General features: G+C 42.5%; 12 protein-coding genes. 10 read left to right on the plus strand and 2 right to left on the minus strand.

From position 1 onward, the window contains the following. Nucleotides 1-16 precede the first annotated feature (16 nt). The 3 genes from efp to nusB are packed head-to-tail and all read left to right on the plus strand — an operon-like array spanning nucleotide 17 to nucleotide 1427. On the plus strand, nucleotides 17-577 hold the full coding sequence (gene efp / locus AC6IZR_RS02560) for an elongation factor P (protein ID WP_003005479.1): 561 nt from the start codon (nucleotides 17-19) through the stop codon (nucleotides 575-577). A 36-nt stretch (nucleotides 578-613) separates the two neighbouring features. Next, the gene (locus tag AC6IZR_RS02565; protein ID WP_003005404.1) at nucleotides 614-1003 is read left to right on the plus strand and encodes an Asp23/Gls24 family envelope stress response protein; all 390 of its coding nucleotides are present in this window, start codon (nucleotides 614-616) and stop codon (nucleotides 1001-1003) included. Further along, entirely contained in the window at nucleotides 996-1427 is a 432-nt protein-coding gene (gene nusB, locus AC6IZR_RS02570; RefSeq protein ID WP_497848728.1) for a transcription antitermination factor NusB, read from the plus strand. Before AC6IZR_RS02565 ends, nusB begins: the two co-directional genes overlap by 8 nt. A 350-nt stretch (nucleotides 1428-1777) precedes the next feature. Here nusB and AC6IZR_RS02575 read toward each other — a convergent pair whose 3' ends face one another. Together AC6IZR_RS02575 and AC6IZR_RS02580 are read right to left on the minus strand one after the other, a co-directional pair. Further along, nucleotides 1778-2743: a LacI family DNA-binding transcriptional regulator gene (locus tag AC6IZR_RS02575; protein WP_462128248.1), complete on the minus strand. Its 966-nt coding sequence runs from the start codon at nucleotides 2741-2743 to the stop codon at nucleotides 1778-1780. Next, nucleotides 2724-4178: a sucrose-6-phosphate hydrolase gene (locus tag AC6IZR_RS02580; RefSeq protein ID WP_497848729.1), complete on the minus strand. Its 1455-nt coding sequence runs from the start codon at nucleotides 4176-4178 to the stop codon at nucleotides 2724-2726. Before AC6IZR_RS02580 ends, AC6IZR_RS02575 begins: the two co-directional genes overlap by 20 nt. A 378-nt stretch (nucleotides 4179-4556) precedes the next feature. Between AC6IZR_RS02580 and AC6IZR_RS02585 the strand changes: the two genes are divergently transcribed. The 7 genes from AC6IZR_RS02585 to AC6IZR_RS02615 all read left to right on the plus strand — a co-directional run bounded on the left by AC6IZR_RS02585 (nucleotide 4557) and on the right by AC6IZR_RS02615 (nucleotide 13524). Beyond that, nucleotides 4557-6449, plus strand: coding sequence for a sucrose-specific PTS transporter subunit IIBC (locus tag AC6IZR_RS02585; RefSeq protein ID WP_497848730.1), 1893 nt, complete (start codon nucleotides 4557-4559; stop codon nucleotides 6447-6449). A 160-nt stretch (nucleotides 6450-6609) separates the two neighbouring features. Then, the gene (scrK, locus tag AC6IZR_RS02590; protein ID WP_023918997.1) at nucleotides 6610-7509 is read left to right on the plus strand and encodes a fructokinase ScrK; all 900 of its coding nucleotides are present in this window, start codon (nucleotides 6610-6612) and stop codon (nucleotides 7507-7509) included. Nucleotides 7510-7756: 247 nt separating this feature from the next. After that, nucleotides 7757-8167 (plus strand): peptide deformylase, encoded by a 411-nt coding sequence (locus AC6IZR_RS02595; RefSeq protein WP_497848731.1) that lies wholly within the window; start codon nucleotides 7757-7759, stop codon nucleotides 8165-8167. A gap of 135 nt (nucleotides 8168-8302) precedes the next feature. Continuing rightward, nucleotides 8303-8749 (plus strand): MarR family winged helix-turn-helix transcriptional regulator, encoded by a 447-nt coding sequence (locus AC6IZR_RS02600; protein ID WP_298620032.1) that lies wholly within the window; start codon nucleotides 8303-8305, stop codon nucleotides 8747-8749. Further along, nucleotides 8746-10548: an ABC transporter ATP-binding protein gene (locus AC6IZR_RS02605; RefSeq protein ID WP_497848732.1), complete on the plus strand. Its 1803-nt coding sequence runs from the start codon at nucleotides 8746-8748 to the stop codon at nucleotides 10546-10548. The genes AC6IZR_RS02600 and AC6IZR_RS02605 overlap by 4 nt, the downstream gene beginning before the upstream one ends. Continuing rightward, entirely contained in the window at nucleotides 10541-12301 is a 1761-nt protein-coding gene (locus tag AC6IZR_RS02610) for an ABC transporter ATP-binding protein (protein ID WP_497848733.1), read from the plus strand. Before AC6IZR_RS02605 ends, AC6IZR_RS02610 begins: the two co-directional genes overlap by 8 nt. Nucleotides 12302-13008: 707 nt before the next feature. Continuing rightward, the gene (locus AC6IZR_RS02615; protein WP_497848734.1) at nucleotides 13009-13524 is read left to right on the plus strand and encodes a phosphatase PAP2 family protein; all 516 of its coding nucleotides are present in this window, start codon (nucleotides 13009-13011) and stop codon (nucleotides 13522-13524) included. Nucleotides 13525-13556: the final 32 nt, after the last annotated feature.

Genomic DNA, 13556 nt, shown 5'->3' on the forward strand with positions numbered 1-13556 from the left:
AAAGAGGTAATAAAACATGATCGAAGCAAGTAAATTGAAAGCTGGTATGACTTTTGAAACAGCTGATGGAAAATTGATCCGCGTTTTGGAAGCAAGCCACCACAAACCAGGTAAAGGAAACACTATCATGCGTATGAAATTGCGTGATGTCCGTACTGGTTCAACATTTGATACAAGCTACCGTCCAGAAGAAAAATTTGAACAAGCAATTATCGAAACTGTTCCAGCTCAATACTTGTACAAAATGGATGATACAGCCTACTTCATGAACACTGAAACATATGACCAATATGAAATTCCAGTGGTGAACGTAGAACAAGAATTGCTTTACATCCTTGAAAACTCAGAAGTAAAAATTCAATTCTACGGAAGCGAAGTGATCGGTGTAACGGTTCCTACAACTGTTGAATTGACTGTTGCAGAAACTCAACCATCTATCAAAGGTGCTACAGTGACTGGTTCTGGTAAACCTGCTACAATGGAAACAGGTTTGGTCGTAAACGTTCCTGACTTCATCGAAGCTGGACAAAAATTGGTCATTAACACTACTGAAGGAACTTACGTTTCTCGTGCATAAGAGACATCTCAGGGTGTCAAATAGAAAGGAACTTCTATGGCAACTGAACAATTTGGTGACATCGTTATTGCACCACGTGTATTAGAAAAAATTATTGCGATTGCGACAGCAAAAGTAGAGGGTGTCTATTCACTTGAAAATAAGAGTGTTTCAGATAGCTTATCCAAACGCTCACTTGGACGTGGCGTCTACCTTCATACGGAAGAAGATGGTCAAGTTTCAGTAGACATCTATCTCTATTTGGAGTATGGAGTTGCTGTGCCATCTGTCGCGGTAGCGATTCAAAAAGCGGTCAAGTCTGCGGTTTATGATATGGCAGATGTAACCTTGGATGCTGTTAACATTCACGTTGTCGGTATCGCGACGGAAAAATCTCCAAAACCAGACTTGAAAGACTTGTTTAACGAGGACTTCCTCAATGACTGATGAAATTTTATTAGAATCACGTCGAGAGCTGCGCGAGCGTGCCTTCCAAGCCTTGATGGCCTTGGAATACGATGGAGACATTGTGGAAGCTTGTCGCTTTGCTTATTTACATGACAAGGACCTAGCAGAAGACAAAGAAGTCGATCTTCCTGCCTTTCTCATGAACCTTGTGACGGGTGTTTATCAGTCTAAAGACCAATTGGATAAACAAATCGGTCAACATTTGAAAACTGGTTGGACAGTAGAGCGCTTGACCTTGGTGGAGAAAAATATCCTTCGTCTTGGAATTTATGAAATAACAGAGTTTGATACACCACAGATCGTTGCAGTCAATGAAGCGGTGGAATTGGCCAAAGCCTTTTCAGATGAAACCTCTTCACGATTTGTTAATGGTGTCCTCAGTCAATTTGTAACAGAAGAATAATGAAAAGGGAGTGGGAAAGAACTCTTAAAATTAAATAAGGTTGAAAAGGTTCCCCAAACCTTTTCAATTTTCCCACCCACGCATAGCTTCAACAGTATGGGAGACTGTTGAAGGTTGTGGATAAAGGAAACTTTGTTTCCCTCATTAGGTCATCTTTGGAGCTTAAAAAGCGAACAAATACTTAGGAAACTTGCTTCGCAAGTCCTATCCACCACCTCAAAGCAGTGCTTTGAGCAATCAACCACTGCGTCATACAGTTATTTCTATTAAATATAAAAGGCTAGACAGTTTTTGCCCAGCCTTTTTTTGACGAATAATAACCCCTACAGTATAGAACTGTAGGGGTTGTTTTAGACACTTTTTCCAGAATGGAGGCTAACAGGTAAGAAATAACCCGTTGTCGTTACTTTTTTTCCTTCAATTTTTTGAAGTAAAAGATCCACCATGAGGATCGCAATATCTTTAAGAGGTTGTTGGATGGTTGTCAGTTCAGGAGTATAATTTTCGATAAATTGAGTGCCATCATAGCCGATTACTTTAAGATCTTGAGGAATCTGGAGTTCTAACTCTTTTGCGACTTTCATGATCAAGATAGCCGTCAAATCATCTGATGCAAAAATAGCATCTGGTTGTTGGTGGGTTAAGATCTGTTTGATTTCCATTTCTTTGCGAATAGGAGAAAAATCACTGGAAACATTAATGATTGGAGCATCAGGAAGGACGGAAGCAAAGCCAGCATGACGCAAACCTGTCGGGGAATTCGAATTATCATTTCCTGTGATCATGATGATGTTTTGGGAACCTGTTTTAGCTAAGGTTTCTGCAGCTAGGACCCCGCCGGCGTAGTTATCTGAAGAGACAACAGGGATTTCTGGGGAGAGGTTGCGGTCAAAGGCAATGATGGGAGCGGTCACCCGGTTATAATCATCGATTCCTAAGTTGTGACTTCCTGAAATGATGCCATCTACCTGATTCGCTTCCAACATTTCAATATATTCGCGCTCTTTTTCAGAGTTATGTTCACTATTGCAGATGATGGTCTTATAGCCATGTTTAAAAAGTTGGTGTTCTAATTTATCGATCAATTCAGCGTAGAAAACATGACTGATGTTGGGAAAGATTAGGCCAACTAACTTGGCTGACTTTCCTTGCAAGCTACGTGCGACATTATTGGGTTTATAGCCCAATTCTCTCATGGCTTCTTGGACTTTTTGGATCGTTTTTTCAGACAGGTATCCTTTGTTATTGATCACCCGTGAGACAGTAGTAGGGCTGACGCCAGCAAGTTTGGCGACATCAGTTAGCTTTGCGACCATAATCAAGTTCGTAGTAAGTTCCAGTAGGGGTTCCAGCTTTGATCAAGATGCCGGTTTGATCTGCATGTGGGTAAACCCGACCAGAAAATACTTTTTCTCCTTTGTTGATAAAGATTTCAAAAATCGAATTGTCAATGAAAATATTAGCAGTTGTAGCTTGGTTAGCGATCGTGCAACTACGGCTCGTACCAAAATCTTGGGCATATTGCTCGCCGGCCTGGCTACGATCCACTGTGACCAATCCTTTAGCTAGATCAAATGTGAGAACTAAGCCCTTTCCTTCTGCATCTGCAAAGAGGACGATTTCGTTCAGGCTATCTTTTTCAAACTGCAATTCCAATTCATAGCAGTTCTTGGTTTGTGCCTTGTTGGCAAATTCCGCACTCTCAGCGCGCAAATCCTTGATCGCTTCAACTGGGTATTGGTAGAGCTTGCCATCTTTGATGGTTAATTCTTTGACCAGCGAAAAAGCACCTTGGTAGTCATAGGAATCGGTTGGATAAGAAACGTCAGGAAGACCTAACCAGCTAACAGCATAGGCACGCCCATCAGGTGCATTGAATCCTTGAGTGGCATAGGCTTCAAAACCGTAGTCAAGATTATGTAATTCAGATACATCGACGATTTTGGCCTTTTCTGGGTCAAAGCTTGCCCCAATCTTGTACATATTTGGATAGATATTGTCATAATCGAGGACCGATTTGTCCAATCCTTGAGGACAGTAGAGGAGAACGGGTTGGTCTCCAACAAAGACGAGGTTGGGACACTCCATCATATAAGCTGTCCGGTCATTTGCAAAATCCAAGTCACCGACTTCAACCCAGTTGGTATAGTCATTATCTACAGCCTTGTAGAGACGGATGAATCCTTTCTTCTCAAGGTCTTGCCCGCCAACGATGGCGTAGTATTGGCCTTTAAAGTTAAAAATCTGTGGGTCACGGAAGTGATCAGTGGAGTCAGCCGGTTGATCAATCAAGATTTTGTCAATTTTTTCAATCTTTCCTTCTCTGTCCATTAAAGCACCGACTTGGTAGGGATGACGGACCCATTCAGCATCACGAACATTTCCAGTATAGAATAAGAAAAGTTTGTCATCAAACTGCATAGCAGAACCAGAATAAGCTCCGTGGCTATCCAGATCTGTGTCTGGAAGAAGCGTTACCCCAGTTTCTTTGAAATGAACCAAGTCTTCACTTTCTGTTTGTACCCATGATTTTAACCCATGGGCTGCACCAAATGGGAAATTTTGGTAAAACAAGATCCATTTTCCATCAAAGTAGGAAAAACCGTTAGGATCATTTAAGAGACCAGCTTTTGGCTCAACATGATAGTGTGTATGCCAAGGAGATTTCGCCATAAGATCTTGGATGGCTTGCTTTTCCTCCCTTGTCCAGTCTTCGTAACGTCGGTAACGACGTTCAGTTGTCCATTCCATTTTATTCCTCCGAATTTTTTCTTACTTCCATAGTACAGATTTCCCATTAAAAATGCAAGTGATAAATGGAAAAAACAGCTAAAAATGTCAAACGCTTGACACCTGAAAGAAGGTGTTTTAAAGAGGTTTGAAAATGAAAATGAATGAAAATATGAAAGTTTTTGAAAACAAAAAAGCTAGGAAGCACCCTTTTGCGGCGTTATTAAAGCGATTGCGCAAATGAAAATCCTTACATTCTATCAAAAGCTGTCAAAATAGTTTAAAAAGTTTCAAAAAAATCCTGCAAAACGCTTGACATATTTTCAATACATGGTACAATTAAAAACGTAGAAACGATTTAACCGTTTACATTACAAAAAATAAGGAGATTTTTGCAAAATGTCAAATACAGAAATTGCAAAGCAGGTCATCGATGCAATCGGTGGGGTTGAGAACGTTAGCAGTGTTGCTCACTGTGCGACTCGTCTTCGCGTGATGGTAAAAGATGAATCAAAAATCAACAAAGATGTTGTTGAGAATATCGAAAAAGTACAAGGTGCTTTCTTTAACTCAGGTCAATACCAAATTATCTTTGGTACTGGTACTGTAAACAAGATCTACGATGAAGTAGTAGCTCTTGGCTTACCAACCTCAACGAAGGCTGAGATGAAAGCTGAAGCAGCTAAACAAGGAAATTGGTTCCAACGCGCGATCCGTACTTTCGGTGATGTCTTTGTACCAATTATTCCAGTTATTGTAGCGACTGGTCTTTTCATGGGTGTTCGTGGTTTAGTGAATGCACTTGGTGTGACTCTACCAGAAGATATCACAACTTACACCCAAATCTTAACAGATACAGCCTTTATTATCTTGCCAGGTCTTGTTGTTTGGTCAACTTTCCGTGTATTTGGTGGAAATCCGGCAGTGGGTATTGTACTTGGTATGATGCTTGTTTCAGGTTCACTTCCAAATGCTTGGGCTGTTGCTAGTGGTGGTGAAGTGACTGCCATGAAATTCTTTGGCTTCATTCCGGTTGTAGGTTTGCAAGGGTCTGTTCTTCCAGCCTTTATTATCGGGGTTCTTGGTGCAAAATTTGAAAAATCACTTCGAAAAGTAGTTCCGGATGTATTAGATCTTTTGGTTACTCCATTTGTGACACTCTTCGTGATGTCAATTCTTGGATTATTCGTTATTGGGCCAGTTTTCCACGTAGTTGAAACGTATATCTTAATTGGTACAAAAGCAATTCTTAACTTGCCATTTGGTCTTGGTGGATTGCTCATTGGTGGAGTTCACCAATTGATTGTCGTATCTGGTGTCCACCATATCTTTAACTTGCTTGAAGTTCAATTGTTAGCAGCCGATCATGCTAATCCGTTTAATGCGATCATTACTGCAGCAATGACAGCCCAAGGTGCTGCGACAGTTGCAGTAGCTGTGAAAACTAAAAATGCAAAATTGAAAGCTTTAGCTTTCCCAGCAGCACTTTCTGCCTTCCTCGGTATTACTGAGCCTGCTATCTTCGGGGTTAACTTGCGTTTCCGTAAACCATTCTTCCTTTCATTGATCGCAGGTGCAATCGGTGGTGGATTGGCATCTCTCCTTGGACTTGCTGGAACAGGTAATGGTATCACTATCATTCCTGGTACAATGCTTTATATTGGTAATGGTCAACTTGCTCAATATTTGCTTATGGTAGCAGTTTCATTTGCGCTTGGATTTGCATTGACTTACATGTTTGGTTATGAAGATGAAGCTCCTGTGGTTGCTTCTGAAAATGCGACAACTGAACGTCTGGTTGAAGAAGAAACAACTGGAAATGTTCCTGCGTCTCTTCAAGACGAAACCATTATCTCACCTATCGTTGGTAGTACAGTAGCACTTGCTGATGTGAATGATCCTGTCTTCTCAAGTGGAGCGATGGGACAAGGAATTGCCATCAAACCAACTGAAGGCGTTGTCTATGCACCAGCTGATGCTGAAGTAACGATTGCTTTCGCAACTGGTCACGCTTACGGTTTGAAGACTGCTAATGGTGCTGAAATCTTGATCCACGTTGGGATTGATACAGTATCAATGAACGGTGAAGGATTTGATCAAAAAGTAGCTCAAGGCGATAAAGTCAAAGCTGGTGATGTCCTTGGTACATTTGATGCAGCGAAAATTGCCGCAGCTGGTCTTGAAGACACAACTATGGTGATCGTCACTAACACGGCTGACTTTGCTTCTGTCACACCTGTTGCAACTGGATCTGTTGCGAAGGGTGATGCGATCATCGAAGTCAAAGCTTAATCGAAACAATAAGTTCTCAAGGACTGGTCTATCATCTCCAGTCCTTGAATTTTATTTCTCAAAAAAAGGTGTGTTTTTTCTTTAGAGAAGAGAAAAAGATTGACTACAAAATATGCTATAATAAATACAGGATATTTTTCATAATAAAAAAGGAGCCAACATGACAAAATTATATGGAAGTTTGGAAGCTGGCGGTACAAAATTTGTTTGTGCGGTTGGTGATGAAAACTATAATGTTGTGGAAAAAGTACAATTTCCAACAACCAAGCCAATTGAGACGATTGATAAGTGTATTGAATTTTTCTCAAAATTTGAGGATCTAGTTGGGCTTGCGATTGGTTCATTTGGACCAATTGATATCGATCCAAATTCAAACACTTATGGTTTCATCACAACGACTCCAAAACCAAATTGGGCCAATGTAGATATCGTTGGGGCTTTCCGTCGTGCCTTGAATGTACCTATCTATTTCACAACAGATGTAAATAGTTCTGCCTATGGAGAAGTAGTCGCACGCAATAACGCGGGTGGCCATATCGAAAACTTGGTTTACTATACAATCGGAACAGGAATCGGAGCTGGTGTCATCCAACGTGGCGAGTTTATCGGGGGAGCTGGACACCCAGAAATGGGGCACTACTATGTGGCTCAACACCCAATGGATGTGGAAAAAGAATTCAAGGGTGTTTGTCCTTTCCACAATGGCTGTTTGGAAGGTCTTGCGGCTGGTCCTAGTCTCGAAGCTCGTACGGGTATTCGTGGGGAAAACATTGAACTCAACAGCAATGTATGGGATATTCAAGCCTACTACATCGCACAAGCAGCAGTGAATGCGACAGTTACCTTCCGCCCAGACGTCGTTGTCTTTGGAGGGGGAGTAATGGCTCAACAACATATGTTAGATCGTGTTCGCACGAAATTTACTGCCCTCTTGAACGGTTACCTCCCTGTACCAGATGTGAGAGATTATATTGTGACACCTGCAGTTGCCGGCAATGGTTCAGCGACCTTGGGGAACTTTGTCCTTGCAAAAGAAGTGAGCGAAAAGCTTAAAAAATAAGAAGCAATTGTCTCTTAGAGGTTAGAAACAAGAGCGAGGAGGCTGGGACAAAAGTCCTAGCCTCTCAATTATTTTTGGATTGTCGAGCAAGACGCAGTGGTTGAGTGGGCTCTACTACGCTGATTTCATCAGCTTTTACAGCCCTACTCAACTGTGCGGAGGTGGGACGACGAAATCGAATTCTAACGAATGACCGATTTCTGTCCCACTCTCTTCTTTCGTCTATCTATCAAGAAGTGAGGAAGGAATGAAAAAGAATATTGTAAAGGATGTCTTATTCTTGGGTCAAAAGTCAGAAGAAGCGACACCTGAGGATCGCACCTTGGCTTTGGATTTGCAGGACACCTTAAATGCTCATCTCCTTGAGTGTGTTGGTTTAGCGGCTAATATGATCGGGGTGAAAAAACGGGCGATTATCATCCGAATAGGAAGTGAAAATTTGGTCCTGTTCAATCCTGTTCTCCTTGAAAAGAAAAAACCTTACCAAACAGAGGAAGGATGCTTGTCCTTGGTAGGGAGTCGGCCGACCACCCGTTATGAGGAGATTACAGTGACCTATCGAGATGTGAATTGGAAAGCAAAAACAATTCATTTGTCAGGCTTTCCGGCCCAGATCTGTCAGCACGAAATGGATCATCTAGAAGGCATTATTATCTAGAAGTCATTAATGGAGTCGATTGGGCTCCATTTTTTTAGTTCTTATAGAAACTTTTTTCTTGACAGGGATCTTTTTTGTGCTAAAATAGTTCTCATAGTAACTTTAAGGTTCTTATGAGAACTATTTGGAGGAATGATGGAAAAGCCATTACAAGAATTAAAAAAAATTGGCCATCTCATTCACCTCATGGTGGAAAGAGAGGCCAAGAAGAGAGGGTTTGAATTTAGCGCAGGACCACAAGGTCAGGTATTGAGATTCTTATCTCATCGTGAAAAGGAGGGAAAAGTGACCTTAATTCGGGATGTTGAACAGGAACTTCATATCACAAAATCCGTGACCAGTAATCTGATCAAGCGAATGGAGAAAAATGGGTTTATTTATTTAGAGGCTAGTCCGACAGATAAACGGGCCAAGTATGTCTACCTAACAGACAGTGTGAAAGCCAATTTGAATGACATGAAGCAATTCTTTGAAGAGGTAGAACGGAGTCTAGTAGCGGGTGTATCAGAAGAAGAATTGGCTATCTTTTTCAAGGTTATGCATCAATTTTATGAGAATATGAAAAAAAGGAGCGAGGAATGATCAATATATTTCGGCGCTTAACCGCCAAAGAATGGGGCATGATTGCCCTTAGTACGGTCTTTATCTGTCTGGCAGTTTGGATGGATTTAAAGACCCCGGAATACTTATCCGATATTACGACCCTCTTAGCTAAGGAGGGGACCAAGGTTTCTGATATCATGGAGCCAGGGAGTAAGATGTTGCTCTTCTCTTTTGGAAGCTTTTTGATGGCAGTTCTTGTGGGCTTTTTGGCTTCACGAGTCGCTGCCAGCTTTACGACGCGGCTTCGAGGAGAGATTTTCCACCAGGTGATGGATTACTCTGATGCAGAGATCAAGAAATTCTCCGTTCCCTCTCTCTTAACTCGTACAACCAATGATTTGACCCAGTTACAAATCATGATTGTCATGGGGATGCAGGTCGTGACGCGTGGGCCTATTATGGCGATTTGGGCTTTGACTAAGATTTGGGGCAAGAGCAGTGCCTGGACAACTTCTGTTGGGATTGCGGTCTTGATGGTCTTGATTCTGCTCTCTGTTCTGGTTCTTATTGCCTTTCCGCGCCAGCAAAAGGTTCAAGGCTTGACCGATGCCTTGAATGCGACGACGCGGGAGAGTTTGACTGGGGTGCGGGTCGTTCGCGCCTACAATGCGGAAGCATATCAAAATGAGAAATTCCAGGCTGAAAACAAGGGCTTAACCCGTCTAAATCTCTTTGTTTATCGTTTGATGTCTCTGATGAACCCTGTCATGACAGTGGTATCAAGTGGCTTGACCCTTGCTATCTACTGGATTGGGGCGCACTTGATCAATGATATCACCATGCCAACAAATCCTACAAAGCTTGCGGTGAGTTCTGCCTTAGCGGATAGGGCCAAGGTCTTCTCAGATATGATCACCTTCTCTTCTTACGCTATGCAGGTTGTCGTTGGCTTTATGATGATGGTGGCCATCTTGATTATTCTTCCTCGTGCCTTGGTATCCGCAAAACGGATTAATCAGGTCTTGGCTCTTGAACCGTCTGTAGCCTTCCCAAGTGAGTCAAAAGAAAAATCAGACCAAGCAGGTACCGTAGAATTTCAAGATGTTTCCTTTAGATATGGACGGACTTCTCGTGCTGTGATTGAGCATGTGACCTTCTCAGCTCAGAAAGGACAAACCGTTGCCTTCATCGGGTCGACTGGTTCTGGTAAATCCACTTTGGTCAACTTAATTCCACGTTTTTACGATGCGACAGAAGGAAAGATCTTAGTGGATGGGGTGAATGTCAAGAATTATAGCCACCAAGAATTGAATAATAAAGTCGGCTATATCCCCCAAAAAGCTGTGCTCTTTAGCGGTACTATTCGCTCTAATATGGAATTTGGAGAAAGTAGTCAAGGAAAATTAGAGGATGAAGCCATCTGGAAAGCTCTTGAATTGGCCCAAGCCAAAGAGTTTGTTTCCGCAAAAGAAAAAGGCTTGGATACAGAAGTAGCGCAAGGAGGAAGCAACTTCTCTGGCGGTCAACGGCAACGCTTGGCCATTGCACGGGCCCTGGCTCGCAAACCTGAGATCCTCATCTTTGATGATTCCTTCTCAGCCCTGGATTACAAAACGGATCGTATCTTGCGCCAAGCCTTGAAAGAAGAGCTTGCAGATACGACCCGATTGATCGTTGCCCAACGGATTTCGACTATTATGGATGCAGATTTGATTTTGGTCTTGGATCAAGGGAAGGTCGTCGGTCAAGGTACCCACAAGGAATTGCTTGCGACCAATGAAGTCTATCAAGAAATTGCCTATTCACAATTATCTAAGGAGGAGTTGGAATATGCGTAAGACAAAACAAAAAACATCCCTTTGGAGCCAACTTTCTCCCTATTTGAAGGGCTTCCACCTATTTTTTGGAATTGCTATCCTCTTTTCGGTCGTATCGAGTGTAATCACGGTTATTGGACCGGATAAGTTAAAAGAAATTACAGATACCATTACAAAAGGGATGGGAGGCGCCATTGATATTGATAAGATCACTTCGATTGCCCTGACCTTAGCCATCCTTTATGGAGTTGGAGCACTGGTGTCCTACAGCAGTAGTTTCATTATCTCAACCATGATTCAGCGCTTCGCAGAACGCTTGCGCAATGCCATTGCTGAGAAGATCAATCGTGTACCTCTCCAATATTTTGATAGCCATGAACAAGGAGATACCTTGTCTCGTGTGACCAATGACGTGGATTTGATGACTCAATCCTTTAACCAAAGTTTGGTTCAAATGGTCTCCTCTATTGTCTTATTGATTGGCTCCATCTTTATGATGTTTAAGACGGACTGGCACTTAGCTTTGACCGCTATCCTTTCCGTCTTTGCAGGCTTTGCTCTTTCTAGCATCATTATGGTCAAAAGTCAGCCTTTGTTTAAACAGCAACAAGATAATCTTGCCAAAGTTTCAGGCTATGTTGAAGAAATCTATAGTGGACATAATGTTGTTATTTCCTACAATGGCCGTCATCAAGCCAAAGATCATTTTGATGCCATCAATCAAGATTTGTATCAAAGCATGTGGAAATCCCAATTCTTCTCTGGGATTATGATGCCCTTGATGCAGTTTGTAGGGAATTTTGGTTATGTCATGGTCTGTATCGTAGGGGCTGCCCTCACCATTAATGGAGATATTACCATTGGGACCATTGTGGCCTTTATGACCTATGTCCGTATCTTTACCCAACCAATTGGTCAAATGGCCCAAGGAATTACCCAATTACAATCAGCTAGTGCTGCTATGAGGCGTGTCTTTGAATTCTTAGACGAAGAAGAAATGGAAGACGAATCCCAAAAAACACGTCAATTGGAAACAACAAAAGGTCATGTAAAATTTGAGCATGTTCGTTTTGGCTATTCACCAGACAAGACTATTATCCATGACTTTACAGCTGAAGCGAAGCCAGGACAAAAGGTCGCTATTGTTGGTCCAACAGGTGCTGGTAAGACCACCATGGTCAATCTCTTGATGCGCTTTTACGACATTCAAGCTGGTAAAATTACCATCGATGGTGTGGATACTAAGGCCATGAGTCGCGAAGAAGTTCATGATGCCTTTTCGATGGTCTTGCAAGATACCTGGCTCTTTGAAGGGACTATTCGGGAAAACCTGGTCTTTAATCAAACCGATATTTCAGACGAAGCGGTCGAAGTGGCAACCCGAGCGGTTGGTGTCCATCACTTTATTCGGACCTTGCCGAATGGCTATGATACTGTATTAGATGATTCAGTGACCTTGTCCGTTGGTCAAAAGCAACTCTTGACCATTGCGCGTGCCCTCTTGAAGGATGCTCCGCTTCTTATCTTGGATGAAGCAACCTCATCTGTCGACACTCGTACGGAAGAGTTGATTCAAAAAGCCATGGACAAACTCATGGAAGGCCGGACCTCCTTTGTCATTGCCCATCGCTTGTCCACTATCCGTAATGCAGATCTGATTCTCGTGATGAAAGATGGAAATATTATCGAGCAAGGCAACCACCAAGAACTCATGAGCCAAAATGGATTCTATGCCGATCTCTACAATAGTCAATTCACAGAAGAAGTGGCTTAACAACAAGATACAAAGGGCGTAGCGTATACAGTCAGGGAGTAGGACAGAAGCTATACGATTGAAGACGCTTCGTCGTCCTACCCCCACAAGGCTGATTAGAATTCTTCCGAGCTTATCAAGCGAGAGAAGAGTTCAATCAGCTACTGTGTCTGGAAGTTAGTACTAGTATAGTTGGCGTTTTTCGCACAGCATTTAGGGCGTGTTCAATTCGTGCAACGGCAAGCACGATGGTGCCTTGCCTACACGACTCACTAACTCCTCAGGTGGAGGGTATCGATCCACCTTCGTCCTGTCGCAATCCAAAATAAGATACAAAGCCCTTAACATGTAAAGTGAAAAAATGAGAGTGGGACAGAAATCGGTAATTCGTTAGAATTCGATTTCGTCGTCCCACCTCCGCACAGTTGAGTAGGGCTGTAAAAGCTGATGAAATCAGCGTGTAGAGCCCACTCAACCACTGCGTCTTGCTCGACAATCCAAAAATAATTGAGAGGCTAGGACTTTTGTCCCAGCCTCATTTTTTTATCGATAATAGTAATGGAAAAGCCGTTTCTTGGAGACAGAAAAATGATAAATCATCAGATTTTAGTGCTAAATCATGTGAAAAAGAAGAAAGAAAGGATAAAAAAGAAGCCTGGCTTGACAGGCTTTCTTAGGATCGCGTATACTAGTAGTACAAAAACGAGATGATAGACAGGAGTGCCAACATGAAGCCCAATCTTCAAGATTATCCGAAATTTTATCGTTGGCTAACCCTGCCTTTTACGAGAAAGCCACATCGTGTGCAGGTCCTTCAAAGGATGAATCGAATCCTGACGTTCGCCATGCCAGGCATCTACGGCCTGGTCTTTTGTTGGCTGTTTTTTAAGAAAACTTCAATGGGAGGCATCTGGCCTTTTATTTGGATCCCTGCTTCGGGTTTTGTCTTGTTTAGCCTCTTTCGTCATTGGGTCAATGTTCCGAGACCTTATGAAAAATGGGAGATTCAACCCTTATTAGAAAAGAATTCATCCGGTCATTCCTTTCCTAGCCGACATGTTTTTTCGGCCACCATTATCTCCATGTGTGTCTGTCAGTTGTCTCTTCCGCTAGGAATGTGCTCGATGCTCCTATCTCTTCTATTAGCCCTTATCCGAGTTATTGGAGGGGTTCATTATCCCAAGGATGTCCTCGTCGCTTGGGGGCTGGGACTCGTCTGGGGAGGACTCTTTTTGCTGGCTTGAATGAACAAATTGCTGAAAATTGACCTTTGTCT

Source organism: Streptococcus mobilis (genome assembly GCF_059727625.1).